Origin of the sequence: Salinibacter grassmerensis (assembly GCF_947077765.1) — a bacterium.
Taxonomy (GTDB): domain Bacteria; phylum Bacteroidota; class Rhodothermia; order Rhodothermales; family Salinibacteraceae; genus Salinibacter; species Salinibacter grassmerensis.
In genome coordinates, this window is the sequence record NZ_CAMTTF010000003.1 from 571,865 (window position 1) to 595,275 (window position 23,411).

23 protein-coding genes and 1 other RNA gene are annotated in these 23,411 nt (G+C 63.1%); 12 read left to right on the forward strand and 12 right to left on the reverse strand.

What is annotated here, in order from left to right; translation table 11 throughout:
• Position 1: 1 nt before the first annotated feature.
• Together OJB03_RS09665 and OJB03_RS09670 are read left to right on the forward strand one after the other, a co-directional pair.
• Positions 2-214 carry a sulfotransferase gene (locus OJB03_RS09665; protein ID WP_263786843.1) on the forward strand — a complete coding sequence of 71 codons (213 nt, stop codon included), beginning with the start codon at positions 2-4 and terminating at the stop codon, positions 212-214.
• A gap of 90 nt (positions 215-304) precedes the next feature.
• Positions 305-1,036, forward strand: coding sequence for a sulfotransferase family protein (locus OJB03_RS09670; protein WP_263786845.1), 732 nt, complete (start codon positions 305-307; stop codon positions 1,034-1,036).
• A 33-nt stretch (positions 1,037-1,069) separates the two neighbouring features.
• Here the strand turns inward: OJB03_RS09670 and sucC are convergent, their stop codons facing one another.
• Positions 1,070-2,248, reverse strand: a complete 1,179-nt coding sequence (gene sucC, locus OJB03_RS09675; protein ID WP_263786847.1) for an ADP-forming succinate--CoA ligase subunit beta — start codon at positions 2,246-2,248, stop codon at positions 1,070-1,072.
• A gap of 146 nt (positions 2,249-2,394) precedes the next feature.
• On the opposite strand from sucC, the gene OJB03_RS09680 reads away from it, so the two are divergent.
• From OJB03_RS09680 to OJB03_RS09690, 3 genes are all read left to right on the forward strand, one after another.
• On the forward strand, positions 2,395-3,480 hold the full coding sequence (locus tag OJB03_RS09680) for an LptF/LptG family permease (RefSeq protein WP_263786849.1): 1,086 nt from the start codon (positions 2,395-2,397) through the stop codon (positions 3,478-3,480).
• Positions 3,481-3,619: 139 nt separating this feature from the next.
• Positions 3,620-5,041, forward strand: a complete 1,422-nt coding sequence (locus OJB03_RS09685; RefSeq protein WP_263786850.1) for a cystathionine beta-synthase — start codon at positions 3,620-3,622, stop codon at positions 5,039-5,041.
• Positions 5,042-5,093: 52 nt separating this feature from the next.
• On the forward strand, positions 5,094-7,037 hold the full coding sequence (locus OJB03_RS09690) for a DUF3467 domain-containing protein (RefSeq protein WP_263786851.1): 1,944 nt from the start codon (positions 5,094-5,096) through the stop codon (positions 7,035-7,037).
• A gap of 219 nt (positions 7,038-7,256) precedes the next feature.
• Here the strand turns inward: OJB03_RS09690 and OJB03_RS09695 are convergent, their stop codons facing one another.
• Positions 7,257-7,499: a hypothetical protein gene (locus tag OJB03_RS09695; RefSeq protein WP_263786852.1), complete on the reverse strand. Its 243-nt coding sequence runs from the start codon at positions 7,497-7,499 to the stop codon at positions 7,257-7,259.
• A gap of 63 nt (positions 7,500-7,562) precedes the next feature.
• The gene (locus tag OJB03_RS09700) at positions 7,563-7,835 is read right to left on the reverse strand and encodes a hypothetical protein (RefSeq protein ID WP_263786853.1); all 273 of its coding nucleotides are present in this window, start codon (positions 7,833-7,835) and stop codon (positions 7,563-7,565) included.
• A 122-nt stretch (positions 7,836-7,957) separates the two neighbouring features.
• Here OJB03_RS09700 and rsgA point away from each other — a divergent pair, with 122 nt between their 5' ends.
• Positions 7,958-8,932, forward strand: a complete 975-nt coding sequence (gene rsgA, locus OJB03_RS09705) for a ribosome small subunit-dependent GTPase A (RefSeq protein WP_263786854.1) — start codon at positions 7,958-7,960, stop codon at positions 8,930-8,932.
• 71 nt (positions 8,933-9,003) lie between these two features.
• Here rsgA and topA read toward each other — a convergent pair whose 3' ends face one another.
• The 3 genes from topA to OJB03_RS09720 all read right to left on the reverse strand — a co-directional run bounded on the left by topA (position 9,004) and on the right by OJB03_RS09720 (position 13,958).
• The gene (gene topA / locus OJB03_RS09710; protein ID WP_263786855.1) at positions 9,004-11,592 is read right to left on the reverse strand and encodes a type I DNA topoisomerase; all 2,589 of its coding nucleotides are present in this window, start codon (positions 11,590-11,592) and stop codon (positions 9,004-9,006) included.
• 293 nt (positions 11,593-11,885) lie between these two features.
• Complete coding sequence (gene dpsA, locus OJB03_RS09715; protein WP_263786856.1) at positions 11,886-12,467, reverse strand: DNA starvation/stationary phase protection protein DpsA; 582 nt, start codon at positions 12,465-12,467, stop codon at positions 11,886-11,888.
• Between the two features lie 243 nt (positions 12,468-12,710).
• On the reverse strand, positions 12,711-13,958 hold the full coding sequence (locus tag OJB03_RS09720) for an acyl-CoA dehydrogenase family protein (protein ID WP_263786857.1): 1,248 nt from the start codon (positions 13,956-13,958) through the stop codon (positions 12,711-12,713).
• A 207-nt stretch (positions 13,959-14,165) separates the two neighbouring features.
• Here OJB03_RS09720 and OJB03_RS09725 point away from each other — a divergent pair, with 207 nt between their 5' ends.
• Positions 14,166-14,669, forward strand: a complete 504-nt coding sequence (locus OJB03_RS09725) for a hypothetical protein (RefSeq protein WP_263786858.1) — start codon at positions 14,166-14,168, stop codon at positions 14,667-14,669.
• Positions 14,670-14,715: 46 nt separating this feature from the next.
• Here the strand turns inward: OJB03_RS09725 and OJB03_RS09730 are convergent, their stop codons facing one another.
• The 3 genes from OJB03_RS09730 to mazG form a co-directional block, all read right to left on the reverse strand.
• The gene (locus tag OJB03_RS09730) at positions 14,716-15,126 is read right to left on the reverse strand and encodes a hypothetical protein (RefSeq protein ID WP_263786859.1); all 411 of its coding nucleotides are present in this window, start codon (positions 15,124-15,126) and stop codon (positions 14,716-14,718) included.
• Positions 15,127-15,216: 90 nt separating this feature from the next.
• On the reverse strand, positions 15,217-15,819 hold the full coding sequence (locus tag OJB03_RS09735; protein ID WP_263786860.1) for a hypothetical protein: 603 nt from the start codon (positions 15,817-15,819) through the stop codon (positions 15,217-15,219).
• A 95-nt stretch (positions 15,820-15,914) separates the two neighbouring features.
• Positions 15,915-16,760, reverse strand: a complete 846-nt coding sequence (gene mazG / locus OJB03_RS09740) for a nucleoside triphosphate pyrophosphohydrolase (protein ID WP_263786861.1) — start codon at positions 16,758-16,760, stop codon at positions 15,915-15,917.
• A gap of 202 nt (positions 16,761-16,962) precedes the next feature.
• On the opposite strand from mazG, the gene ssrA reads away from it, so the two are divergent.
• The 3 genes from ssrA to OJB03_RS09755 all read left to right on the forward strand — a co-directional run bounded on the left by ssrA (position 16,963) and on the right by OJB03_RS09755 (position 19,545).
• Positions 16,963-17,331: a transfer-messenger RNA gene (gene ssrA, locus OJB03_RS09745) on the forward strand.
• A gap of 294 nt (positions 17,332-17,625) precedes the next feature.
• On the forward strand, positions 17,626-17,754 hold the full coding sequence (locus tag OJB03_RS09750; RefSeq protein ID WP_263786865.1) for a hypothetical protein: 129 nt from the start codon (positions 17,626-17,628) through the stop codon (positions 17,752-17,754).
• Between the two features lie 1,584 nt (positions 17,755-19,338).
• The gene (locus OJB03_RS09755) at positions 19,339-19,545 is read left to right on the forward strand and encodes a hypothetical protein (RefSeq protein WP_263786867.1); all 207 of its coding nucleotides are present in this window, start codon (positions 19,339-19,341) and stop codon (positions 19,543-19,545) included.
• Positions 19,546-19,713: 168 nt separating this feature from the next.
• Here OJB03_RS09755 and OJB03_RS09760 read toward each other — a convergent pair whose 3' ends face one another.
• The 3 genes from OJB03_RS09760 to OJB03_RS09770 form a co-directional block, all read right to left on the reverse strand.
• Entirely contained in the window at positions 19,714-20,556 is an 843-nt protein-coding gene (locus tag OJB03_RS09760) for a hypothetical protein (RefSeq protein WP_263786868.1), read from the reverse strand.
• A gap of 77 nt (positions 20,557-20,633) precedes the next feature.
• Complete coding sequence (locus OJB03_RS09765) at positions 20,634-21,047, reverse strand: DoxX family protein (protein ID WP_263786870.1); 414 nt, start codon at positions 21,045-21,047, stop codon at positions 20,634-20,636.
• A 285-nt stretch (positions 21,048-21,332) separates the two neighbouring features.
• Positions 21,333-21,983, reverse strand: a complete 651-nt coding sequence (locus OJB03_RS09770; RefSeq protein WP_263786873.1) for a nucleotide-binding protein — start codon at positions 21,981-21,983, stop codon at positions 21,333-21,335.
• 463 nt (positions 21,984-22,446) lie between these two features.
• On the opposite strand from OJB03_RS09770, the gene OJB03_RS09775 reads away from it, so the two are divergent.
• Positions 22,447-22,653 (forward strand): hypothetical protein, encoded by a 207-nt coding sequence (locus tag OJB03_RS09775; RefSeq protein WP_263786878.1) that lies wholly within the window; start codon positions 22,447-22,449, stop codon positions 22,651-22,653.
• A gap of 274 nt (positions 22,654-22,927) precedes the next feature.
• Complete coding sequence (locus OJB03_RS09780; protein ID WP_263786880.1) at positions 22,928-23,161, forward strand: hypothetical protein; 234 nt, start codon at positions 22,928-22,930, stop codon at positions 23,159-23,161.
• The last annotated feature ends 250 nt before the right edge of the window (positions 23,162-23,411 follow it).

Sequence of the window (23,411 nt, forward strand, 5' to 3'; positions counted from 1 at the left end):
AATGTCTCATGGCCTCGCCGATCACCGCTGCACTTTTGTGGTTGGCAGTAGCCGCAGCGGCACCACGATGATGGGGCGCATTCTGGGACGGCACCCGGCGGTGTACACCTTTCACGAGCTCCACTTCTTCGAACAGATGTGGAGTCCGGGTGCAGGGACGTTCACGGACCGGACGGAGGCGGTTGAGGTGGCGACAAGTCTACTCCACCTGTAACGCGATGCGGGCTACCTCCGTGACGACAGTTCGGCGGCCTACCGGGCAGACGCAGAGGCACTAGTCGACGAGGGACCGCCCATCCGCGGAATGACACCACTCGACATCTACCGAATCTTTCTGTGTCGAGAGGCCGCGGCGAATGAGGCCCAGATTCCGTGCGAGCAAACGCCTCGCAACGCCTTCTATCTAGAGCACATTTTGAAGCAATTTCTTGGCGCGCGAGTGATCCATATGGTTCGGGATCCGCGCGACGTGGTACTCTCCCAAAAGCGGAAGTGGAAGCGACACTTCTTGGGAGCATCCAACATTCCACTCACGGAGGCCTTTCGGTCCTGGGTCAACTATCACCCTCTCACAATCAGCCAGCTTTGGCGGGCCTCCGCGAAAGCCGTAGCTCTGTACCGCGACCATCCCCGCGTCCGGACCGTGGCGTTTGAAGAGATGCTCGCCGCTCCGGAAGCGACCGTGCGCGGCATCTGCGAGTTCGTGGGGACCCGTTTCGAAGAGCAAATGCTTTCCGTCCGCCAGGTCGGGTCCTCACACGAGGAAGACCGTCCGGATCAGCGTGGCATCGATCCGTCTCGATCGGGAAACTGGGAAACAGGCGGTCTCTCGGACACAGAAATCTTTCTGTGTGAGACGATCACCGCGAAGCCAATGGACGACCTCTACGATTACGCGACCAACGGCAATCGTCCCAATCCGCTGATGCTCATCCTGAGTGTCTTGCTCTTTCCGGTCAAACTCGGGGCCGCATTCTTCCTCAATCTCCCGCGCATGGACAGCGTCGGGGATGCTCTGCGTCGCCGTCTCCGGTGAGCGCGAGTGCCCTTCCTCCTGCCGACGTCTGCCCTACGCTTCCCCCAGCGCCGCGGTCACCTCGTCGGCCGCCTCCTTTAGCAGGACCGCCGACCGCAGCGACAGGTCGCTCTCGTCGAGCAGGCGCTTGCCCTCCTCCGCGTTGGTGCCCTGCAGCCGGACGATCAGCGGCACGTCGATGTTGATGTTCTTGGCTGCCTCGATGACGCCCTGGGCCACACGGTCGCAGCGCACGATGCCCCCGAAGATGTTGAGGAGAAGGGCCTCCACGTTCGGGTCCTCCAGGATGATGCGGAAGCCCGCCTCCACCGTCTCGGCGCTCGCCGCCCCGCCCACGTCGAGGAAGTTCGCGGGCTCCCCCCCCGCCAGCTTGATGATGTCCATCGTCGCCATCGCGAGGCCGGCGCCGTTGACCATGCACCCCACGTTGCCGTCGAGCGTGATGTAGCTTAGGCCGTGCTCGCCGGCCTTTACCTCCGTCGGGTCTTCTTCGTGGAGGTCGCGCATCTCCTCCAGGTCCGGGTGGCGGAAGAGGGCGTTGTCGTCGAGGTTCACCTTTGCGTCGACGGCCTCGATGTCCCCATCGGGCGTCTGCACGAGCGGGTTGATCTCGGCGAGCGTGCAGTCGCTCTCTTCAAACGCCCGGTAAAGGCCCTGGATCGACGAGACGGCCTGCTTGAAGGCGTCGCCCTCTAGTCCCATGGCGAAGGCGAGCTGGCGGGTCTGAAACGGCTGCAGGCCAAGCGACGGGTCCACCCACACCCGCTGAATCTTTTCGGGGGACTCCTCCGCGACCGTCTCGATGTCGACCCCGCCCTCGGTCGACACCATGATCGCGTTCATGCTCTTCTCCCGGTCCAGGGTGACGCCCAAATAGTACTCCTGGTCAATGTCGACGCCCTCGGTCACGAGAATCTTGCGCACCGTCTGGCCCTCCGGCCCGGTCTGGTGCGTCACCAGGTCCATGCCCAAAATGTTGTCGGCGTGCTCGCGGACCTCCTCGACGCTGTGGGCGAGCTTGACGCCGCCCCCCTTCCCGCGCCCGCCGGCGTGAATCTGCGCCTTCACGATAAACAGGGTGGCGTCGTTCTCGTCCTCCAGCCGACGCGCTGCGTCGACGGCCGCGTCGACCGTCTCGGCCACGATGCCGTCCGGAACCGATACGCCGTAGTCGCGAAAGAGACCTTTTGCTTGGTATTCGTGGAGCTTCATGGAGTGGGGCGGATTGGATGAACGTCAATTTTGCTGGCAAGTAAACGGTCGGGGAGGACAAGGTCTAGCACGCTGTCCATTTTTGCGGGGTGTTCGCAGGCGGCCCCGTCCGCCCCCTCCTCTCCCCTCACGCACGACCCGCCGTCATGTCGACCTTCGAACGGCACATCATCAAGCGGTTGTTGAAGGGCTTCGTTCTGTTCGTCGGGGCCCTCCTCGTCTTCTTCATCGTGCTGCACTGGGTCGAGTACAGCGACGACTTCCTCGACGGCGGGGCCACCATCTGGGAGGTGTTTACGGTCTTCTACCCCAACTACGTCCCGGAAATCATCCGGCTCACCTCCCCGCTGGCGCTGTTTCTGTCCTGCATCTACCTGACCGGCACCCTCGCGCAGGAGCTCCAACTCACTGCCCTTCAGACCTCCGGGGTCTCCCTCTACCAGCTCATGCGGCCGTACGTAGGGGTGGGCCTGCTTGTGACCGTCTTCATGTTTGGATTCAACGGATGGGTGGTGCCCAAAACGAACGAGGTGGTGGTGCGCTACGAGAATGAGTACCTGCCCGGCAACCAGACGAGCGCCCAGACGAGCGAGATCCACCGCCGAAACGGCCCCAACAGCATCCTGTCGGTCGGCTACTACGACTCGGAGCGCAAGCGCGCCCACACCGTGTCGCTCCAGCAGATGGCGGGGGACGCCCGCCTGGCCCGCCGCGTCGACGCCAGTCGGATGGAATGGGACGACTCCCTCGAGGTGTGGACGCTGGACGACGTGACGCGCCGTACGTTCGTGAAGGGCGAGACGCAGCGCAAACAAACCGTTGCCTCGCTGGACACGACCCTTCAGATCTACCCCCGCGACCTCGCCCGCTCAAAAAATGACGTGGCGGCCATGACCATCCCGGCGGCCGCGGAGTACCTGGCGGCCCTGCGGCGGTCCGGGGTGGGGGGGCTCACGCGGCCGCTGGTCGCCTACTATAACAAGTTCGCGTATCCCTTCGCCAACCTTCTGCTCATTCTGATTGGGGTGCCCATCGCCTCCACCCGTCGCCGCGGCGGGCAGGCCGTCCGGTTCGCGATCGGGCTGCTCACCGCCTTTGTTTACCTCTCCGTTCAGAAGCTCGCGGAGCCGCTCGGGTACGCCGGCACCCTCACCCCGGTCTGGACCGCCTGGCTTCCCCACCTCACGTTCGCCGTGGTGGCCCTGTTCGTCCTCTGGTGGGCCCGCAAGTAGCAGTGCGGCTTTGGGAATTTGCCGTCTGTCCCGAAACCGTTCCCCGTCATATTATTTTTACAGGTACCGGTGGAAGATCATCCACGAGTCTCTACGCACCCGGTTCTCGTACCCTGTCCACTCACCTGCTCCCCCTCCCATGTGGCACGACAGCGTCCTCGGCACGATCGGCGACACGCCCCTCGTTCGGCTGAACGAAATTGGCAGTGACCTCCCCCCCACGATTCTCGCGAAGGTGGAGTTTTTCAATCCGGGGGGGTCGGTGAAGGATCGGATTGGGCGGGCGCTGATTGAGGAGGCCGAAGAGGAGGGCCGCATCGAGCCGGGGGGCACGATCATCGAGGGGACCAGCGGCAACACGGGGGCGGGCCTCGCCATCACCGCCATCGCCAAGGGGTACCGGTGCATCTTCACCACCACGGACAAGCAGAGCCAGGAGAAGGTCGACGTGCTCCGGGGCCTGGGCGCAGAGGTGCTGGTCTGCCCCACCAACGTCGAGCCGGACGATCCCCGCAGCTACTACTCGGTCGCCCGCCGCCTGTCGGAGGAGATCCCCAATTCGATCTATCTGAACCAGTACGACAACCCCGCCAACGCGAAGGCCCACTACGAGACGACGGGGCCGGAGCTGTGGGAGCAGACGGAGGGCCAAATCACCCACTTCGTCGCGGGGGCCGGAACGGGGGGGACCATCAGCGGAACGGCGAATTACCTCAAGGAGCAGGACGACGACCTCAACGTGATTGGGGTGGATCCCCGTGGGTCGGTCTTCCACAAGTACTTCCACGAGGGCGTCTTCGACGAGGACGAGATCTACCCCTACTTCACCGAGGGGGTGGGAGAGGACATCCTCCCCGACAACATGGACTTTGACATCATCGACGACTTCGTGGAGGTCAACGACAAGGCGTCCATGCAGATGACGCGCCGACTGGCGCGGGAGGAGGGCCTCTTCATCGGACAGTCTTGCGGGCTGGCCGTCGCCGGCACCCTCAAGTGGGTGAAGGCCCACCGCGACGCCCTCTCGCCGGAGGACGTGGTGGTCGTGTTGCTTCCGGACTCGGGCTTCCGCTACCTGTCGAAGACCTACAACGACGACTGGATGCAAAACCACGGCTTCCTGGAGAAGAGCCCCGACGTGACGGCCGACAAGGTCCTTAACGTTCAGCAGGAAGAAACCGACGTCATCGCCGCCGCGCCGGATGACAATCTCGGCAACGTCATCGAAACCATGACCGACCAGGGCATCTCGCAGATGCCGGTTCTGGACGAGGACCAGGAGGTTGTCGGCAGCATTACCGAAACCCGGGTTCTCAACGAGCTCATCGAGGATCCAGCGTCCCGCAAGGCCCCGGTACGTGAGATCATGGGCACCCCGTTTCCGGTGGTCCCCGCCTCCCTGCATCTCGACCACCTCTCCGCCTACCTGGAGGAAGATGCGGGGGCCGTCCTAGTCGACCACAGCCCGGAGCACCGAGGCGGCTACTCGATCCTGACCAAGAGCGACCTGATCAGCGCGCTCGCCGATGTGGGACAGAGCAACGGCAACGGGGCCGCGTAGCGACGCCCGAGTTCTTTCCCCCCTTCCTCTCCCGCAACGTCTTCTCTTCTCGATGTCCGACATTGAGTCGCCGCCCCAGTCCTCCCGGGAGGTCGCAGAAGCGTTTTCCGCCCCTCTTCCCGAAGAGGCACCCGACCAGACGGTCCGTACGAACCGTCTGCGCATGCCGGATTTCGACGGCCTACGGGACGCCCCTGAGGAACTTCCCCTGGACGTGGACGAAGGGATGGCTGAGGGGACCTACGCAAATTCGGTCCTGGTCCGATCGTCCCCCGAGGAGGTCGTGGTGGACTTCGTTCGGGTCGTGCCCGGGACGATGCAGGCCCGCCTGAAGAGCCGGGTGATCGTGCCGCCCCAGAACGCCGAGCGCCTTCTCGACGCCCTCGAGGACCATCTCGACACGCCAGACCGGCCGGACGCGCTCGACTCCCCGTCCGCGGATCGTCCCGTAGCGGAGGGCGACCTCGACCTGGGTTCGGTGCCTTCGGGAAACGGACATTCCTCGCCGACGGAGGATGGCTCCGATCCAGTTCCCACTGTGGAGCCCGAACTGCTCACGGCCACCTTTTCCCTTTCGGGCGACGCGCAATACTGCAACGACCCGTGGACCTCTGTTCTCGGCACCCCCGACCACCCGTGGGCCCGCCTGTCTGAGGAGGACCAGGAGGTGGCCGAGTCCGCGGTGCTTCGGGCCCGGAAGGGCGCCCTCGTCACCAATCGCCTCGTGTCCGCCCAGACGCATCACCGCGAAGAACCCCTCCCCGTCCTTCTCAACTTTATTCCCGTGCACGACGACGCCTCCGGGGAGGACAGCCCCCGCGCCGTCACGGCGAGCGGGGAGGTGCTGGCCGAGCCGCCGTCCTGGATGCTCAGTCAGACCCAGCGGCACCGCATGGAAACCCTCGGCCGCATGACCATGGGCGTGGCCCACGACCTGAACAACCTGTTGAGCGGCCTGGTCGGCCACGTTGAGCTTCTCAAGGATCAGGTGGAGCGCGCCTCACTGACGGACTCGATCCGCCCCTCCATCGAGACGATCGAGACGACGGCGGAGGACGGCGCGGCCCTCATCGAGAAGCTTCAGCGCTATATCCGTCACGATACGCAGCAGCACTTCGAGCCCCTGAGCCTGACGGACCTGATCGAAGACTGCATCACCCTCACCGAGCCGTACTGGTACAACGAGCCCCGTCGCCAGGGCATCGAAATTTCGGTCGAGACCGACCTGAAGGACGTGCCGGACATTCTGGGGGCCGCGTCGGAGCTGCGCGAGGTGTTCGTCAACCTCGTCCTGAACGCCGTCCAGGCCATGCCGGAGGGCGGCACGCTCCGCTTCGACACGCACACGGACCGGGCCGGGCAGGTCTGCGTCACCGTGGGCGATACGGGCATCGGCATGAGCGACGAGGTACAGCAGAACATCTTCGAGCCGCTGTTCACCACGAAGGGCGACGACGGCACGGGCATGGGCCTCGCGGCCAGCTACGGCATCGTGCAGGAGCACGAGGGCACCATCGACGTGTCGTCCGAGCCCGGCGAGGGCGCCCAGTTTACCCTGACCTTTCCTCCGGCCGAAGGCGACCTACCCCCCGTCGATGAGAGCCCTGTGGAGGGCTCGTCGGACGAGCCGGCATCCTCCGAGGGAGCGTCCATCCTCGTGGTGGACGACGAAGAGATGGTCCGCTCGACCGTCACACGCCTCCTCACGCTCAGTGGGCACGAGGTCGACCGGGCTGCTTCGGGGGCGGAGGCACTGGAGGTCTTCTCCGCCGGCACACACGACATCGTGTTCACCGACTTCGGCATGCCCGAGATGACGGGGGCCGAGCTGGCGCACGCCCTCAAGGAGGAGGCCCCCGACCTGCCTGTTGTCCTGCTCACGGGCTACACCGAAACCGAGTCCGCCCACGACGAGGTAGACGACATTCTTTCCAAGCCCTTTAAGCGCGACGAGCTCGACACCGCCATCCAGAAGCACGTCTTCTCGTCGTCCTAGCCGCGATCTCTCCCACTACTGAACGCGAGGCACGTGCCGGGCGGCCTGAACGAGCATTCCGGTTTGGTCAGAGGAGTAGTTCCTCTTTGGAGACATGGACGGCGTGGTTGCGGTGAGCTGCCCCGAAGAGATGCGTCTTGCGTCGCCCCCCGACCGTTCAGTCCAGGCGGGGCGGGTGCGGGGTTGGATCGCCAAGAAGGAGCAGCGGGGCTGGTCCTCCTACGATTCAGGCTCGGAGTCCTGGCGCGGGGTTTCCTCGATCACTCGGGCCTCTTCGATGTTCGGATCAAGCTCACGATCAAACGCCTTCTTGGACTCGGCGGCGATATCCGAGACCCGGTCGGCAGTCGCCTCGACCAGATTGGCCGTCAGGCGAAGCACGGTACCCCCGGCATGGACCGTTTTCCCAAGCCAATTCAGATTGTGGGGTTCGCGGCGCTCCGAGGGACGCTCTTGGGACATGTGTCGGGACGAGTCGATGGAAAGGGGCGCCTGCGGGTACGGGCCCCGCGCCCGCAGTTGGGATTACGCGTCGTCGGACGTTCTTCCTCCCTTCGGGGCCTGTCGCTGGGCCGTCTCCGGCTCCGCAGCGCCCGGCCCGGACGTCTGAGACGTACACGACGACCGATGCGGACGGCGAACAACATCCTGGAGCCCGTCGGCAAGCGCCTTTCCGGCCTGCTCAATGCCCCTTGCCAGGGCCGAGGCGGAGGCCTCAATGAGGAACTGAGCCTGCTGCTCTACCTCCAGCTCATCGAAGCGGCGGCGGGTCTGTTCGTACTCGTCATCAGTCGGCATGGAAACGAACTGTTTGGCGCAAGGCCTCGTTTGGAAAGCATCGATTACATAGCAAGTGCCCCTTGAGGGCACCACGCTGACGTGCAGCAGGAGCAGATGGTTTCTCGATCAGACGTTCAGGTATGACCTCTTCTTCCCCAACGGACAAGTCCGACGGCCCTCTCCTCGAAGGGGTCGTGACCAGCTCGACCGGCAGCTGGTACGACGTGCAGGTCGGGGACCGGACCATTCCCTCACGGATGCGTGGCAAGTTTCGGCTGACCCGACAGGACGTCACCAACCCGATTGCCGTCGGGGACCGGGTGACGCTCCGGGTGGCCGACGAGGACCAGACGGGGTTCATCACGGACATCCACGAGCGCACGAACAAGCTGAGTCGACGGGCGGCAGGGCCCCGGGAGGGACAGGAACACATCCTCGTGGCCAACGTCGACCGCATCTGGAGCGTGCAGGCCGTGCAGCGGCCCGCCCTCAACCCCCGGTTCCTCGACCGCCTGCTCGTCGGGGCGGCCGCGCAGGACGTCCCGGCGGGCCTGATCATTAACAAGATCGACCTCTTGGCGCAGGACGACCTGCCGGACGTGATGGACCTGCACCTCCGGTACGCCGACCTCGATTACCCAGTGCTTACAACGAGCGCCACGGAACAACTCGGGCTCGACCGGCTCCGCGATGCCTTCGACGGGCAGGTCAACGCCATCACCGGTCCCTCCGGCGCCGGCAAGTCCACGCTCCTCAACGCCTTGGAGCCGGACCTGGACCTGCGGACCGCCTCCGTGAGCTCCACCACCGAGAAGGGCACACACACCACAACCCACGCCGAGCTCCATGCCCTCTCGGACGATAGCTACGTGGTGGACACGCCCGGCGTAAGGGAATTCGGGGTGCGCAACGTGCACCCCAAGGACCTGGCCCACTACTTTCCCGACCTCGCTCCCTACGTCAACGCCTGTCAGTTTCCAGACTGCACGCACGACCACGAGCCCAACTGCGCCGTGAAGGCCGCCGTGGAACGGGGCGATGTCCACGCAGAACGGCACGCGAGTTACCTGGCCATCTTGGAGTCGCTTCGTGAAGAGCACACCCCAGAGTATTGACGCAGAGGTCGCGACGTACAACCGTGTCGGCTCGCGCCCTACGCTACACGGATCAGAAGTGGCTAGGCCTTCTACTCCCGCACCTTCTGGGTCGCCGCGTCCCCCTTCTCCACCAGTAGGTCAAGGGCATCGTCCATCGTCACGTCGTCGATCGACTGGTCGTCCTTAAGGGACGCGTTGGTGCCGTCGTGCTTCACGTAGGGCCCGTAGCGCCCATTCCATACCTCCACCGGCTCGTCGGACTCGGGGTGCGGGCCGAGGACCCGATCCGGCTCGTTGCGCGACTCCTTGCGCCGGATCAGTTCCAGGGCGCGCTCCAGCTCCACCTTCAGCACGTCGTCGCCCTTCTGCAGCGACGCGAAGGTGCCCTCATGCCGCACGTATGGGCCGTAGCGACCAATATCGGCCTCGATTTCCTTTCCGGTATCCGGGTGCTCGCCGAGGGTGCGGGGCAGGTCGATGATTTGGACGCCAAGGTCAAAATCCACGTCTTCGGGCTCCACGTCCGGCGGGAGCGATACGCGCTTCGGGTCGTCTTCCTCTTCGTCGTCGCCGAGCTGGATGTACGGGCCGTAAGGGCCGGACTTGAGAAGAACCGGGAGGCTGGCCTCCGGGTGAATGCCAAGCACGCGGTCGCCCCGGTTGGCCTCCTCCAAAATCTCGCGCAGGCGCTCCTCCGTCGTGTCGCCGGGCGCCAGGTCGTCGGGAATCGAGGCCGTGACAGTGGATCCGTCCATCTCGCCCTCGACGTAGGCTCCGTACTTGCCCACGCGCACCACATACTCGCCCCACTGGTCGGGGAATGACATCTCGCTGATCTGCTTGGGGTCGATGTCGTCGAGCCCCTGCTCTACGCGCGTTTCGACCCCCTCCTCCCCCTTGTAGAAGTCTCTCAGATACGGCGTCGGGTCCTTGCTCCCCCGGGCAATGTCGTCGAGCACGTCCTCCATCTCGGCCGTGAAGTGGACGTCCACCAGCGGCTCGAACTGGGTCTCCATCAGATTATTCGTGGCGAAGGCCGTAAAGGTGGGCACGAGCGCACTGCCTTTCATCCGTGCGTAGCCGCGCTGCTGAATGGTGCCGATGATAGAGGCGTACGTGGAGGGGCGGCCGATGCCCTCCTCCTCAAGGGTCTCAACCAGGGAGGCCTCTGTGTAGCGGGACGGCGGCTTCGTCTCGTGCCCGAGCGGCTCCACCGACCGGACCTGAAACCCAGAATCGTCGGCCGCCTGCGCCGCGGTCTCTCCCACCTCGAGTGGCGGCAAGGGACGCTCCTGGTCCCGCAGGGCCGCCTCTGGATCCTCGCTTCCTTCCACCAGCACGCGGAAGAAACCGGGAAAGTCGAGCCGCTTGCCGGAGGCCCGGAAGCGGGCCACGTCGCCGTCCACCTCGGCGTCAAAATACACGTTCGTGTAGCGGACCTTGGCGTCCGCCGTCTGGGTGGCCAGCATTCGCTTCCAGATTAGGTCGTAGAGCGCCGCCTCGATGCCACTGAGGCCAAGCTCGTCCTTGGTTTGCATCTCCGACCCGGCGGGCCGGATGGCCTCATGCGCCTCCTGGGCGCTGTCTGAAGAGCTGTACTGGCGCACCCCGTCGCTCAAGTACTCGTCGCCGTACCGCTGGGCGACGGTGCGCCGGGCCCCTTCCACCGCCTCGGACGACAGGTTCGTCGAGTCGGTACGCATGTAGGTGATGTAGCCGTTCTCGTAGAGCGACTGCGCGACGCTCATCGTCCGGCTCGACGAAAGGTTGAGCTTCCGGTTGGCCTGCTGCTGAAGGGTGGATGTGATAAACGGTGGGAACGGGGACTTCGTGCGCGTCCGCTCCTTGATGTCATCGATGCGCCACGTCGTCTCCGGGAGTTGCTCGGCGAGGGCGGTGGCCTGCTCCTCGTCGAGCAGCACCACGTCTTCCCCTTCGGTGAGGGACTCCTTAAGCCGCCCGGTGTCCTCGTTGAAGTCCTTCCCGGACGCGAGCCGCACTTCGTTCAGGTGCGTCATCTCAGCCTCCACCCCGATGCCCTGCTTGGCCAACTGGGCGTCGAGGTCCCAGTAGGTTGCCGGCACGAACGTGATGCGCTCCCGCTCCTTCTGCACCAGCAGCCGCACCGCCACGCTCTGTACGCGCCCCGCCGAGAGCTTCGGCTTGATCTTACGCCACAGCAGCGGCGAGATCGAATACCCCACGAGCCGATCTAGGATGCGGCGCGTCTGTTGTGCCTCCACGAGGTGTTGATCGATGGTGCGCGTGTCGTCCAGGGCCCGCTGAATTGCGTCCTCCGTAATCTCGTGGAAGACCATCCGCTCGACCGGCACGTCGGGGTCCAGGGTGTGGATAAGGTGCCATCCGATCGACTCCCCCTCCCGATCTTCATCCGTCGCGATGTAGAGCCGGTCCGCGTCCGACACGGCCTGTTTCAGGTCCCGCACGACCTCCTTCTTGTCCGGCGGCACCACGTACAGCGGCTCAAACCCATTGGTCACCTTCACCCCGAGCCGGGACCAGTCTTCGTCCTTGTACTCCGATGGAATCTGATCCGCCGACGCGGGAAGATCCCGAATGTGCCCCATGCTCGCCTCGACGCGATACCCGCTCTCCGGCAGAAATTCTCGGATGGTTCGGGCCTTGGTCGGGGACTCAACGACAACCAAACGCTTCATAAAACTAAAATAGTCGGAGGTGACAAAGAGACAGCCGGGCGATGGCAGAAAGACACGACGACCCGTCGGGAAAAGAAGGCCGATAGATCACGCTCGCTACGGGACGGTCGTTCCGAGAAGGTTTGTGATCGATGTGTTTTGAATCGGGCACGGCGACCTGCGCGACGCTCCTCAACCGGGCCCTGCGTGCAGAAGTGGACGCATCGTGCATGCAAAAAGCCCGGCACCGGACAGACCGGCACCGGGCTCTTGCGTGTGCTTATTCCCGAGAATGCGGGAGCATTCGGGGTAGGTTAGGCGGTCTCGCCATTCGAGCGCCCGTACTCCAGGCTGTCCTCGCCCAGGAAGTGATCGAGGTGGTGGGCACGATCTTCAACCTTGGTCAGCGCCTTCTTGAGCGTGCGCTCAGTACCCGGATCCCCAAGGTCCTGTGCCTCCGTGATGACCTCTCGGAGGGTCTCGGCGAGGGTGCGCTCCGCATCCAGGTCGTGCTGGAGCATCTGCCGGATGCGATAGGTGCCCTCCGGCTCGTGCTCCACGTGGGAGAGCTCTGCCTGCGCGTCCGGCGCACTGGTCGGGATGCCCCCCAGGGCCGTGATGCGCTCGGCCACGCGGTCGAGGTACTTGTGGACCTCCTCGTAGTTTTCTTCGAGGAAGAGGTGGAGGTCGTTGAACTGCGGTCCCTCGACGAGCCAGTGGTGCTTCTGGTACTGGTGATACAGGGTCCAGAACGTGCACTGGATCTCATCGAGCTTCGGAATCAACTGCTCGACGACCTCCTCGTCCAGTCCGATCGGGTTGTCCTCGATCATCTGCTGCGGGCGCCAGGGCTCGCCGTGTGCAGTGTCGGTCGTTTGTGTCTTGGTCGTAGGCATACAGGTCGGAATATTGGTTTATTCAGCGGATGCGGTGTCGGTGTGTCGTGCCGCGGGCGTCAGTCCATCGCAATCTCTAGTGACAGACTGACGGCTTCTCTCGTCGAAGGGGTCAAACTCGGCCTTTCCGTAGCACCATAACAATGTACAAATCCGGTGCCACACCAGGCCATCCCGTCGTCTGTTGCGTCGTTGTAACGGGCCCATCGGCGTCGGCGTTCGTCGTCCGGGCGGGCCGCATTCTCACGTGAAGGCATTCAGCCCCGTCACGTCCTCCCCCACGATGAGCGTGTGCACCTCGTGGGTGCCCTCGTAGGTGATCACGCTCTCCAGGTTGTTCATGTGGCGCATCACCGGATACATGCTCGTGACCCCGTTTCCCCCCAGCACCTGCCGGGCCGACCGGGCGACCTCCAGGGCGGTCTGGCAGTTGTTGCGCTTGGCGAGAGAGACCTGCTGCGGGCGCATGGCGCCGGTCTCCTTGAGGGTGCCCAGGCGCCAGTTCAGCAGCTGCGCCTTCGTGATCTCCTGAACCATGTCGACGAGACGCTCCTGCATGAGCTGGAAGCGGCCGATGGGGCCCCCAAATTGTTCACGGTTCCGGGCATGCTGCCGGGCCGCGTCGTAGCAGGCCATGGCTGCCCCAATGGTGCCCCAGCAGATGCCGTACCGCGCCTGGGTCAGGCACGAGAGGGGACCTTTCAGCCCCGACACCTCCGGAAGACGCGCCGTATCCGGGACGCGCACGCCATCGAGCACCACTTCACTCGTCACCGCCGCTCGCAACGACCACGAATCGTCGATGGGCGGCGTCTCGACCCCGTCGCGGTCCGTCTCTACCAGAAAGCCCCGAACCGTATCGTCCTCGTCCTTCGCCCAGATCACGGCCACATCGGCCATAGTGGCATTCGTGGACCACCGCTTGTGCCCGTCGAGCACCCAGCCGTCCCCGTCGCGACGGGCCCGGGTCTTCATCTCGGCGGGATTCGAACCGACGTCGGGTTCTGTAAGCCCGAAGCAGCCAATGGCCTCGCCGTTGGCCAGGGCGGGCAGCCAGCGCTCCTTCTGCGCGTCACTGCCGTACTGCCAGATGGGATACATCACCAGGGCGCCCGTGACCGAACAAAATGACCGGAGCCCGGAGTCTCCCCGCTCGAGCTCCTGCATGATGAGGCCGTAGGCGATGTTGCTGTGCCCCTCGCCGCCGTACTCGGGCGGGAGCGTAGAGCCCAGCAGGTCGTGCTCGGCAAATGCCGAAATCAGATGGCGGGGAAACTCGCCGCGCTGGGCATACTTCTCGATAATGGGAACCACGTCCTCCGTCACGAAGGCTCGCACTCCTTGGCGAATGTCCTTCGCCTCGTCGGATAGAAGCGCTTCGAGGTCATAAAAGTCGGGCGGATCGAAGGCCGTTGGGTCCCACGTCTCGGGGACGGACGAGTCGGAGGAAGCCGGAGCCGTCTTGGGGTCGGGAGGAGCGGGCTGAGACATGACTGTCGCGTCGAAAGATGAGAGAAAGGCGAATACACGTGGGGAAAGGGCGGCACGCACCCGGCCGGACGCCGTTCCTATTGATCATCGCCTCACGGACGCGTACGTTCCGAGAGGCAGTCGATGGATTATCGGCGGCCTCTTTTCCTTCGGACTAGTACGTGCTACGACGCGCCCTTCTCCTTGATTCTACACGCTCGTTCTCCTATGCGACGCCTCTCGTGTCTCCTGCTCTTTCTTGGGCTCACGCTCTCTCTGGCCCCCGCACAGGCCCAAGACGACGGCCCGTCCCGCTTCGGACTTGGCATCCAGATGCTGGGAAGTACGGCCAGCGGCAACGTGGGGCCCGGCCTCCACTTTCGGGCGTCCACGCCCCTGAACTCCGACGTATCACTGGCGCTGGGATCCGGCCTGACCGGCTTTATCTTTCGGGGGCGCGACCAGGCGGCCTTTGCCCTCGATCCACAGGTGTCGGCCATTGTGTCGTTTTCGACTGCTCGCGCCCAGAACATGTACGTGCATGCCGGTGCGGGCGCCTACGTCCCCTTCGGCGACACAAATACCGAGAGCGGCCCGACCTTCAACCTGGGCATCGGCCAGGCATGGCGGCTCGATGAAAGCTCGCTGTTCGTCGAGTTTAACCCTGGATTTCTCATCGGCCAGGAGTCCACCACCCTGGTACTCCCAATTCGGGTCGGTGTCATCCTCTGACTTGCGCGCCTGGTCCCCGGCTCCGTCTGCCGCCCGAGCCCTGCTCTCACTCTCCCGATCGGGAGTTGGGGTCGCGGGACGCTTCGGGGCCGTCTTCCGGCGCCGGGCGGGCGTCGTTTGCCTCCCCCTGCCTCAGCGCCTGCTCTTCGATCCCGTCTGCGGCCTCGTTCAGAAGGTGATCAAGCGATCGCAGGTCGCCCGCCGGCCCTTCGGCCTCGGCCTCGTCTCTCAGCGCGCCGTACAGGTGGATCCACCGCTCAAATCGGTCGCCGAGCTTCATCACGCCGTAGAGCGTGGAGCTTCCGAAGACGAAGTCGAGAACAGCCGCGCCGAACGACAGCGGCATCAGGGCAACATCCTTGAACCCTTCAAGCCATAGCTTGGCCTGAAAGATCACTACGTCCCGAACGACGTCAGTGCGGGACGGCTTGTCCGACGGGGTGGAAGATTCGGACATGAGACGTGCGGAACGAATGCGATAGGTCTTCGGGATTGCGCGGCAACGGCCTTCCCCCAAAGAAGTTACGATTCCGCAATCCGAGGGAGACTACAGCACCCTCCGGAGGATGGACTGCAGGCGCTCATGGTCGTCGTCAAGGAGTCGGCTCAGGGCACGACCGGCCCGCACGAGCGGCTCGCGGCCCCCACGCTCCCCTCCGTGAGCCGCGTGGATGCCACGGAGGACGGCCACGAGAAGGTCGTCGACGGGCACATCCGGGTCCGGATGCTCGACCAGGGTGCGGAGGAAGTCGTAGGGCGCCGCGAAGGCTCGCACCTCCTGGTCGGTGCAGGGCGCAACGAAGTCGTGGATGTTCGGGGGCTGCGGCGGAAGGGTCTGCCGGATGTCCCCGTCGGGCCCCCGGCACGCCAGCATCTGCGCACGGACGGTGGTGCGGAGGAGTTCATCGACCATCGGCATCTCTTGTGCCCGCTCCTCAGACGAGAGGCCCAACGCGACGGCCTGCCGATTCGTGTCGTAGCTCCCCGTCTCCACATGGCTCACCAGCCCGTAGAGCGTCGGCGCCCCGTCCGGCTCCACCCGCACCCAAGCGCCAAAGTCGGGCGCGTCGGCCTCTTCGTACACCTCGGCCACAAATTGTCGAGTGGTAGCCTCGATCACTTCCCCCACCGCGGCGGTTTCGTCGGCCATCGTTTGCGTACGTTCATTTCGAAAACCAGAAGCGCTTGCGTCTCGGACAGATGTGTCTTCCAGGGCAGAGTTGCTGCGGCCCGCCCCCGCACGATTCACCCCTCTCTCGCCTTCGCGTCCCGCCAGAGCCGACGCACCTCCGAAAGGTCCGCCTCGTCGATGGACGTTCCCTGCCCCGACAGGCGTGACTCCACGTCCTGAAAGCGGCCTGTGAACCGGTCGGTGGTTTCCCGCAGGGCGTTTTCCGGGGTCACGTCTACGTACCGCGCGTAGTTTACCAGGGCGAACAGCAGGTCGCCAAACTCTTCCTGCCGCCGTTCTGAAGACCGGTCCCCCTCCACGGTATCCCGGAACTCCCCCAGCTCCTCCTGGACCTTGTCCCAGGCCTCGGCTCGATCCGGAAACTCGAAGCCCACGCCCGCCGCCTTCTCCTGCGTGCGCTGGGCCCGCAGCAGGGCCGGCAGTTGGGCCGGCACCCCGTCGAGCACCGAGGCCTCCTCCGGCCCGCCGTCCTTCTCCTGCTGCTTGATCTCTTCCCAGGAGGCCGCCACCGCGTCCGCATCGCCCGTCGCCGCGTCCCCGAAGACGTGGGGGTGGCGCCGGACGAGCTTGTCCGTTTCCGCCTCAATCACGTCCGCAAGCGTGAACCGCCCTTCCTCCTCCGCAATGACGGCGTGGAAGAGCACGTGCAGAAGCACGTCGCCCAACTCCTCCGCCAGTTCGTCCCAGTCCCTATGGTCGATGGCCGCGACCACCTCGTAGGCCTCTTCAATGAGGAGGTGCTTCACCGACTCGTGGGTCTGCTCCCGATCCCACGGGCAATCACGCCGGAGCTGCTTGACGATGGCCGACAGGTCCGCGTACGCCTCCAGCCGCTCGGCGGGCTCGGCGAATTGGGACTCGTAGATCTTGTCGGCAGAGGACGCGTCGGGGTCGGGCATGGATTCGGAGAGCGACGGGGGACTGCTGTGGTGAATACTATCCCATACAGGTCTACAGCCAGAGGCGTCGCGTGTTTGTGTGTGACAGGCGTGTCGGGCCCCTCGCCCACGGGAACATCGCAGGGAATGTGGCGTCAAAACAGATGCGCAAAGATATATTCTGGGGCACTTAGATTATCTAGCGCACCGCTCTTTCACGTATGGGGATGACACGGCTTCGACGTGTAGTAAGCGTGCAGCAGACTGACCTGCCGAGCAGCCTGATTCGCTTCGTAAAACCTGTCAGGAACTGTAACTGCGGACGATTATTCGTACGCGATGGCGGCGTAACAGCCCCCATCTGTCTCACGTCGCTCCTGGCCCTTGGGGAGCGTGAGACATCGACAAAAAGGGTGTAGCCGCCGCGTTCTCCGACTGCGGATGCGCCGGTGAAATTTAATCAGTCTCAGCGCCGCCCTGGCCTCGTGGATGGGCAGACGAGCGACGTGAACCGCTAATGCATCCACTATGCAGGTAGAGGTTTGCCTGTGCGGCTACACGGACCCGGGTTCGACTCCCGGCATCTCCACAACGCTTTTCCCCTGAACCCCGTAGGCCCAACGGCTTACGGGGTTTTCTTTTTGGCCCGAGTGTATTGTTGGGTGCATTCGCCCAAAATCCCGGCTAGGTCCGAAGACGGCCCTTCATGCAGGGTTTCATGCTGGCGACCGGACAAGGGATTACCCTGAACGATAAATGACTTGAACAATGGCGGCCTGAACGTACGGATCCGCACTGGTCCCCGGCCGCTGCATTTCCCTCTTCCCCTCGGCGCTTCAGATCCAGACTTCCAGATTCCAGAGGTCTCTCTCCATCGACGAGACTGATGAGAACGGAACGACGTACTACCGTGTTCGTCACCACCGCCGCCGAGGACGATGGAGAAACCACTGAAAGCGACACGTCAAATGAAGTAGAGACGGCATCCTTCTCCAATCCGCCGGACCGGCCGTAAGACTGACACTCACTCTTGATGTCTCGCCTTTTTGATTTGCTGACACCTTTAGAAACGGTAGTTTTTGAAGTAAGAAGCATCCACCGCCTCCTCCATGGAGCGAGGTTCAGGGCAAATGAGGTGTTTCAGAAGTTGTCATGGTGGTGTGGCCTTATGGGTAGCTGTTATCCGCTCAGAACGGCTTTTCGATCGGGGAGTCCCGCTGAGACAAGCACGAACCAGGACAAGTACGCAGTACGCTATCCATTCCACTGACTTGCCAGATTGCCTCATGGCGGCGTGTGCACTGTGGAAAGAGGCAACTACGGCAGAAAAGGGCCCGCTGTCACCTTTCCTTTGAATTTTCGGTCGTGACGTAGCCTCGGGTCCGCGCCAATAAGGTCATGAGGACTGTATCTGTCCTCCATGTCCGCCATGTTCTGGATGATCATCTGCCGTACAACCAATTTTGCGTTCTCAGCGCTGAAGGCCGATTTCCCCTATTCTGCATCAACTGATACCACTCTCGGTTGCCGACACGATCTACGCTTCTGAGGCACGTGCTGGAAGGGGAGCCTGAGAACGATCGGTGCGCTGCCCAGTCGGCTGATTTCTCCCTTGACCGGTTGGAAAAGCTACACCCGCTTCATCGGCGAAGCTCCGCCCCTGAGTCTCGATGCCTCCACTCCAGGCCACAGTTCCAGCTCCCGCGCAGACGATGCCAATCAGCGGGGCTCCCTTCCAAACCATTGTGGTCTCCACCGGGGCGAGCCCGAGCCCCAGGGCGATTTCCTCGCCAACCACCACGAAGAACCCGAACGCCTCGGAAAGCCCCACAGGCGCGAAGGAAAACGCTTCTTGAAGGGCAACATCAAGCACGAAAAGAAGCAGTCCGGCCGCACCCCAGGAGCGCCGGAACGACCGCTGCAGGCGGCGCTACCGGCCTGAGTCGGCAAGCACGTAGCCGACGAGTCGAAGCGCCAGGGGTAACACTCTGGGGGCTCGTCTCCGCGCTCCTGAAAAAACAGGCCCGGTCCCGGGGCCCCGAAATCAACGGCTTTGCCGGGAAGACCAGCGATCGCGTCGGCAAGCAGGCCTGGGCCCCGGGAGACGAGACAGAACCGGATAGCGTGACCCGCTGGCAGACTCGCCGCCGGCGGAGGCGTCTTCTACAGGTGGTTCTTCCGCGGTAGAGGGCATGTGGTTGCTGGAAAAAGCGCTCTCAGGAACGCGTCGCTCCCCGGACAGACGCGCCATCCCTTCGGTGCCCGCAGGTGTTCACAAGCACATGGCGCGCGGACTCATAGCGCAAAGAACGTCGCGCTTCAAGGCGTTATTGCACCGGCGTCGGTCATACCGGTAATGGCCGACGCAGGGCGTATGTAGGACAGAATCGCGGTGATTGACTTGTGCGCTTCGCCGGTTCTTCGGAGCGAGTTTTCTTTCGTCGAAGGACCGATGGCGGATCGTGTCGTACGATGCTTACGTCGCGATTCCCGATGTCAGACCTTCCGACCTATTGAATTCTATCGGGGCGGCAGATGATTAAACGCACGGTGCGCCTCCTCCAGATCTTCTGTCTCAGCTAAAGGGCCCGCTCGTTTGATGCACCTTCCCGACCACGCGTCCATGCGGCCCGACCACGTCAGTCCGATTCCGATGCTAGATTCCAAGCGGGAGGCGGAGATGCTATGTCTGCTCCTCGACGCAGGACTGCACCCATGTCTCCAGGAAGGTTCCGATCAGGAAGGCCTCGATGAGAAAGGCACCGACGAGGATCGTGAGCAGGGCTCCGGTCTGAACCCCGAATGAGAAGCTACGTCATCGACCTGTCCCTGGCGACCGAGCGAAACCATCGAGGCAGCACTCACCACGCCCGATTTCAGCGGCGAAAGCGGCGTTGCCGAGACAAGCGCCGAAGATCTCGCTGAGAATCTCCGCGGCGGAAAGGCCCATCGCCGTTGGGAGGTGGACAATCACCTACGCGACCGAGCAGACCGTTGTCTTCTCCGCCATAGCAATGGTCCGACGCGGACTCATTGGGAGCGGCGGGGCCCAGTCTGTCTGGGAGACAAAAAGCGCAACCTTCGCCGCGATGCGCGCCTCCCCCACGTAGTCGGTCGTCTTCCCGAGCTTGGGCACCGACTCCTTTCTGAGCTCTTCGTCGTCCACCTTGACCGTGTCTTCCGTGTCGACCTTCCTCGTTTCGGAAACCTCCCTCATCGCGGCCTCGATTCCGCTCACCAAGCTACCCTGCCCCAGGGCAACCGTGAGGGTTCTGCACGCGAGGTCTTCCCTCGCAATGACGCCAATGAGCATCGGTGGGCCGTTCCTGGCGTTGTCCGTCCCCGTATCATCCAGGTACAAGAAGAGTCCCCGGTTCTGGCCGTCGGTCCCTTTTCCCAGGAAGACAAATGGGCACCAGGCCCCAAGATCAAACGTCTCCGGGCGAAGGCGACGTGGGGGAGACACCTCTGAGGTGATCTTCTCGACTGGCGTTGAGGGCCGATCGGAGAGGTCTAGAACGTACCGGTCGGGTCGCCACGCCGCAATGGCGGCGATGCGATGGATGTCTTCGAATGCCCTGCCCGCCCCGACCGTCTCCGGGGCCTCGGCGTGACGATTGCTTGCGATCGTTGCGGCAATCTCGCCGGCCGCAAAGCACCACTCGGCCCAGTCGGCGTGGCCTTCGGCTCCTCTGTTTCTGATCCTCCGGTCGTAGGTACCTACGAGACGGGGATATCGGGCAGTAAGCCTAGCGTGAAGTTGCTTTGGAATCCTACGGCAAGGGGCATCAGGGCGTTCTGGGCTTGATCCAGACACGGGACTCGGGATCTGCAGGATCTATCGTGACATGACTGGTTGCCGCGCGCAGTGCGGTGCTACAGCGCGGCGAGTTGCTACGACGTGGCGGGTGCCGTGGTTGTCTCCTCTGTGCTAGCCTCCATCCGGTAGTACTGATGGTACATCGTGTAGGATGTGGCCACCAGCACAAACGCCACGACCGGGAGGATGAGCGCCGACGTAGGATCGCCCGAGGCCGTGTGCGCGATCACCGCCGAGACGACGCTGATCGTGAAGCCGGCGTAGGTCCACTCTTTTACCGAGCGGGAGAGCACTGAGCGAGGGAGGGGCGTCACGAGAGCCACGGCCCCTAGGAGCTTCGCAATGCCAAGCTCAATCCGAAAGTAGTCTGGGAAGCCAAGTTGAGCGAACTTGCTGGCCATGTTCTCGGACACGAAGTACATCGTGCCGGAGCCGGCCATCATGAGAGCGAAAAGGACAGTCGATCCCCAGTAGACGTATTTTTTCATCAGGAGGGCGGCGAGTGTAGAAATAAGAGATCGTTTGGCCCGTCAATGGGCGTTCTGTTTGCTGTGCTCTGGTCCATCCGTGTCGTTTGTAAAGCCTTGGGGTACGAAAATCAAAATCAGATAGGGAGGTCTGATCCACTCTTCTGAAGGAGGCGGGGTTTGTATCAGACACTGGGCTGTGTAATCATTTGCGTGACCCCCTGTACCCGCCGCTGCCGCAATCCACCAGTTGTCCCCGTCTTTTGGGTGTCCAGAATTTAGCTGTTTTAGATCTAGTTGGGATGGTCACTGTTCATCGGCCCGGAGGATTTGTTCAATCTCGTCGGTAATGGCGTCAATCTCGGACTGCGCTTCCTTGTCGCCGGTCTCGTGGACGCTGCTCCCCTCGCCGAGAGCTCGGGCGTACGCAACGCGCTGGTTCGTTCCGGCATCCAGCCGGCCGAAGGGCGCCTCGTTGACGATCTGCTGGATCTGCTCGCCCATCTTCGAAGAGCCAGTCGCCCTGGAGATGACGAAGCGAGCATCGGGCCTTCCTTTCGTTAGATCTTGGTGGGCCTTGATGTCATCAACAACCTGCCCGATCCCCTTCGGGTCCGCCGCTGAAGGTCGCACGGGCACCAGAGTAAGGTCACTGGCCTTGATGGCCGAGACGGTCATCTCCTTCAGCTTTCCAACCGCATCGATGATTGCAATGTCGAATCCCTCGATGGATGAAAGTTTTTCGTGGACTGCAGGTTGATCTACGCCAATCGTCTCGGGCGCTTGGGACCCACTTTTGGCTGACCAGTCTCGTACAGTGCCCTGCTGGGGGTCTTGTGGGCCCGCATCCACCAGGAGCGGGCTGTAGCCTCTGTCCTGTAGCGTGACTGCAAGATTGGTAGCGATTGTAGTCTTTCCAACGTCGTCCTTCCGCTGAACGAGACCAATGGTGGTCATACCCATATGGAGGCGTAAAATTTATGATTGTATGCCGACTGGAGGCCGGAGACCATGCCACTGCGGGCAGTGTGCTGGGAAGCACTCAGTGGTTTTCTCGGTATGCATTTGTAGCGATACAGGCACTTAACGTACGCTCATTTAATTCCAGCTGTTCGTTGTCGGAAAACATCGGGGGTCGGGACTAATCCTCGGCTGCCACGAAGTAGCGAAGCACCGGCGCCGGGCTGGACAGAACGGCCCTGCGCAGCGCCGCGTAAGACTCCTTCCAGCATCGGGAAAACGCCAGTCTACTGCCGCTGAAACCGACGGCAACCGCACCGTTTTGCGAAGATCCAAGAATTGCCTTCCGTCCGCGCACCTGGCTCCGAGACGAAAGCAAGGGGGTCTCTCGTGCTCCAACTGTGCCGAAGGCGAGGTCCCCGCGAGAGAAAGACTTCCCTCAACAGGATAGCGTAAGAGCATGACCATTGGTTTGATTGTCGCCCTGTCAGGCACGGTGATTGTTTTCTTCCTCATTGCGCAGGTTGCCACCTATAGCCGACCGCAAGGCTCCCGTAGCCGGGACGAGGGCATCCTCCGGGAGGTAATGGTGGGGTTTGTCGTCGGCGCTTCGGTGCCTGCGATCGTCATTCTGTCTGTCTTTTTGCTCTTCGGCCAACTGAGTTGATCCGACAGAGCCGCTGCCAGCAGCTCGTCGCGATCGGACAGCCAAGTCCCAACGGCCGAGCCGATGGCTGGGCTTCTCTGCCCATTCCGGCATGAGTACAGCGTTTGCGGCCCGGAGGACTGCTTCTGTGGAGGGAGGATTCTACTGGGGAAGGGCTCCTTCCCCGATAAAAATGCTTCTTCGGGTGGACATAGATTTTCTCCTGTGAGGCAATTCCGTTTGCCGCCTACGTTTTGGTCCAGTAACCGACTGCCTCAACCAACCGTTCTCCAGCATGTCTTCCAGTTCCAGCGGGCGCGACCAGGAGGAAAGCCAGGATTCAGAGGCAGAAAGCAGCCCTGCCGAAGCTAGAGGCGCGATCAGAGACTTCCTCCGGGATCCTATGGGCACCGATCTCTTCAGCACCAACGGCAAGGGGTTCCCTATCGGAATGGTTCTTTTCATCCTGAACCTCATTGCTTTGATCGTCGTGATCGCACTTTCGTTGATCTTTCCGGGCCTGTTCTGAGTGGACCGGTTCTGGTTTCCTCGGCCAGGAAAAATACCCCTTTGCTCCGCGCTTTAGTGTTTTTGGTCTTCATTTCAGCTTTCGACAACCACCTGTCATCGGTTGTTGTAATCTGAGCCACAGCCTCCCTCCCCAGCGGACCGGGTAAGGTGGAGTTATCCCCCAGGAGCGTGCCAGGCGACCGTCGCCTCGAACGTCCCGCGTGCAGGGCCCTTGGCGCCGAGGCCAGCGTGCCCCTCGGCAAGTCAGA

What these genes read in the sequence shown, in the direction of transcription:
- OJB03_RS09665 (WP_263786843.1), top strand. Translation starts at nt 2, where the DNA reads ATGTCTCATGGCCTCGCCGATCACCGCTGCACTTTTGTGGTTGGCAGT.
- OJB03_RS09670 (WP_263786845.1), top strand. Translation starts at nt 305, where the DNA reads ATGACACCACTCGACATCTACCGAATCTTTCTGTGTCGAGAGGCCGCG.
- sucC (WP_263786847.1), bottom strand. Translation starts at nt 2,248, where the DNA reads ATGAAGCTCCACGAATACCAAGCAAAAGGTCTCTTTCGCGACTACGGC.
- OJB03_RS09680 (WP_263786849.1), top strand. Translation starts at nt 2,395, where the DNA reads ATGTCGACCTTCGAACGGCACATCATCAAGCGGTTGTTGAAGGGCTTC.
- OJB03_RS09685 (WP_263786850.1), top strand. Translation starts at nt 3,620, where the DNA reads ATGTGGCACGACAGCGTCCTCGGCACGATCGGCGACACGCCCCTCGTT.
- OJB03_RS09690 (WP_263786851.1), top strand. Translation starts at nt 5,094, where the DNA reads ATGTCCGACATTGAGTCGCCGCCCCAGTCCTCCCGGGAGGTCGCAGAA.
- OJB03_RS09695 (WP_263786852.1), bottom strand. Translation starts at nt 7,499, where the DNA reads ATGTCCCAAGAGCGTCCCTCGGAGCGCCGCGAACCCCACAATCTGAAT.
- OJB03_RS09700 (WP_263786853.1), bottom strand. Translation starts at nt 7,835, where the DNA reads ATGCCGACTGATGACGAGTACGAACAGACCCGCCGCCGCTTCGATGAG.
- rsgA (WP_263786854.1), top strand. Translation starts at nt 7,958, where the DNA reads ATGACCTCTTCTTCCCCAACGGACAAGTCCGACGGCCCTCTCCTCGAA.
- topA (WP_263786855.1), bottom strand. Translation starts at nt 11,592, where the DNA reads ATGAAGCGTTTGGTTGTCGTTGAGTCCCCGACCAAGGCCCGAACCATC.
- dpsA (WP_263786856.1), bottom strand. Translation starts at nt 12,467, where the DNA reads ATGCCTACGACCAAGACACAAACGACCGACACTGCACACGGCGAGCCC.
- OJB03_RS09720 (WP_263786857.1), bottom strand. Translation starts at nt 13,958, where the DNA reads ATGTCTCAGCCCGCTCCTCCCGACCCCAAGACGGCTCCGGCTTCCTCC.
- OJB03_RS09725 (WP_263786858.1), top strand. Translation starts at nt 14,166, where the DNA reads ATGCGACGCCTCTCGTGTCTCCTGCTCTTTCTTGGGCTCACGCTCTCT.
- OJB03_RS09730 (WP_263786859.1), bottom strand. Translation starts at nt 15,126, where the DNA reads ATGTCCGAATCTTCCACCCCGTCGGACAAGCCGTCCCGCACTGACGTC.
- OJB03_RS09735 (WP_263786860.1), bottom strand. Translation starts at nt 15,819, where the DNA reads ATGGCCGACGAAACCGCCGCGGTGGGGGAAGTGATCGAGGCTACCACT.
- mazG (WP_263786861.1), bottom strand. Translation starts at nt 16,760, where the DNA reads ATGCCCGACCCCGACGCGTCCTCTGCCGACAAGATCTACGAGTCCCAA.
- OJB03_RS09750 (WP_263786865.1), top strand. Translation starts at nt 17,626, where the DNA reads ATGAGAACGGAACGACGTACTACCGTGTTCGTCACCACCGCCGCCGAG.
- OJB03_RS09755 (WP_263786867.1), top strand. Translation starts at nt 19,339, where the DNA reads ATGCACCTTCCCGACCACGCGTCCATGCGGCCCGACCACGTCAGTCCG.
- OJB03_RS09765 (WP_263786870.1), bottom strand. Translation starts at nt 21,047, where the DNA reads ATGAAAAAATACGTCTACTGGGGATCGACTGTCCTTTTCGCTCTCATG.
- OJB03_RS09770 (WP_263786873.1), bottom strand. Translation starts at nt 21,983, where the DNA reads ATGACCACCATTGGTCTCGTTCAGCGGAAGGACGACGTTGGAAAGACT.
- OJB03_RS09775 (WP_263786878.1), top strand. Translation starts at nt 22,447, where the DNA reads ATGACCATTGGTTTGATTGTCGCCCTGTCAGGCACGGTGATTGTTTTC.
- OJB03_RS09780 (WP_263786880.1), top strand. Translation starts at nt 22,928, where the DNA reads ATGTCTTCCAGTTCCAGCGGGCGCGACCAGGAGGAAAGCCAGGATTCA.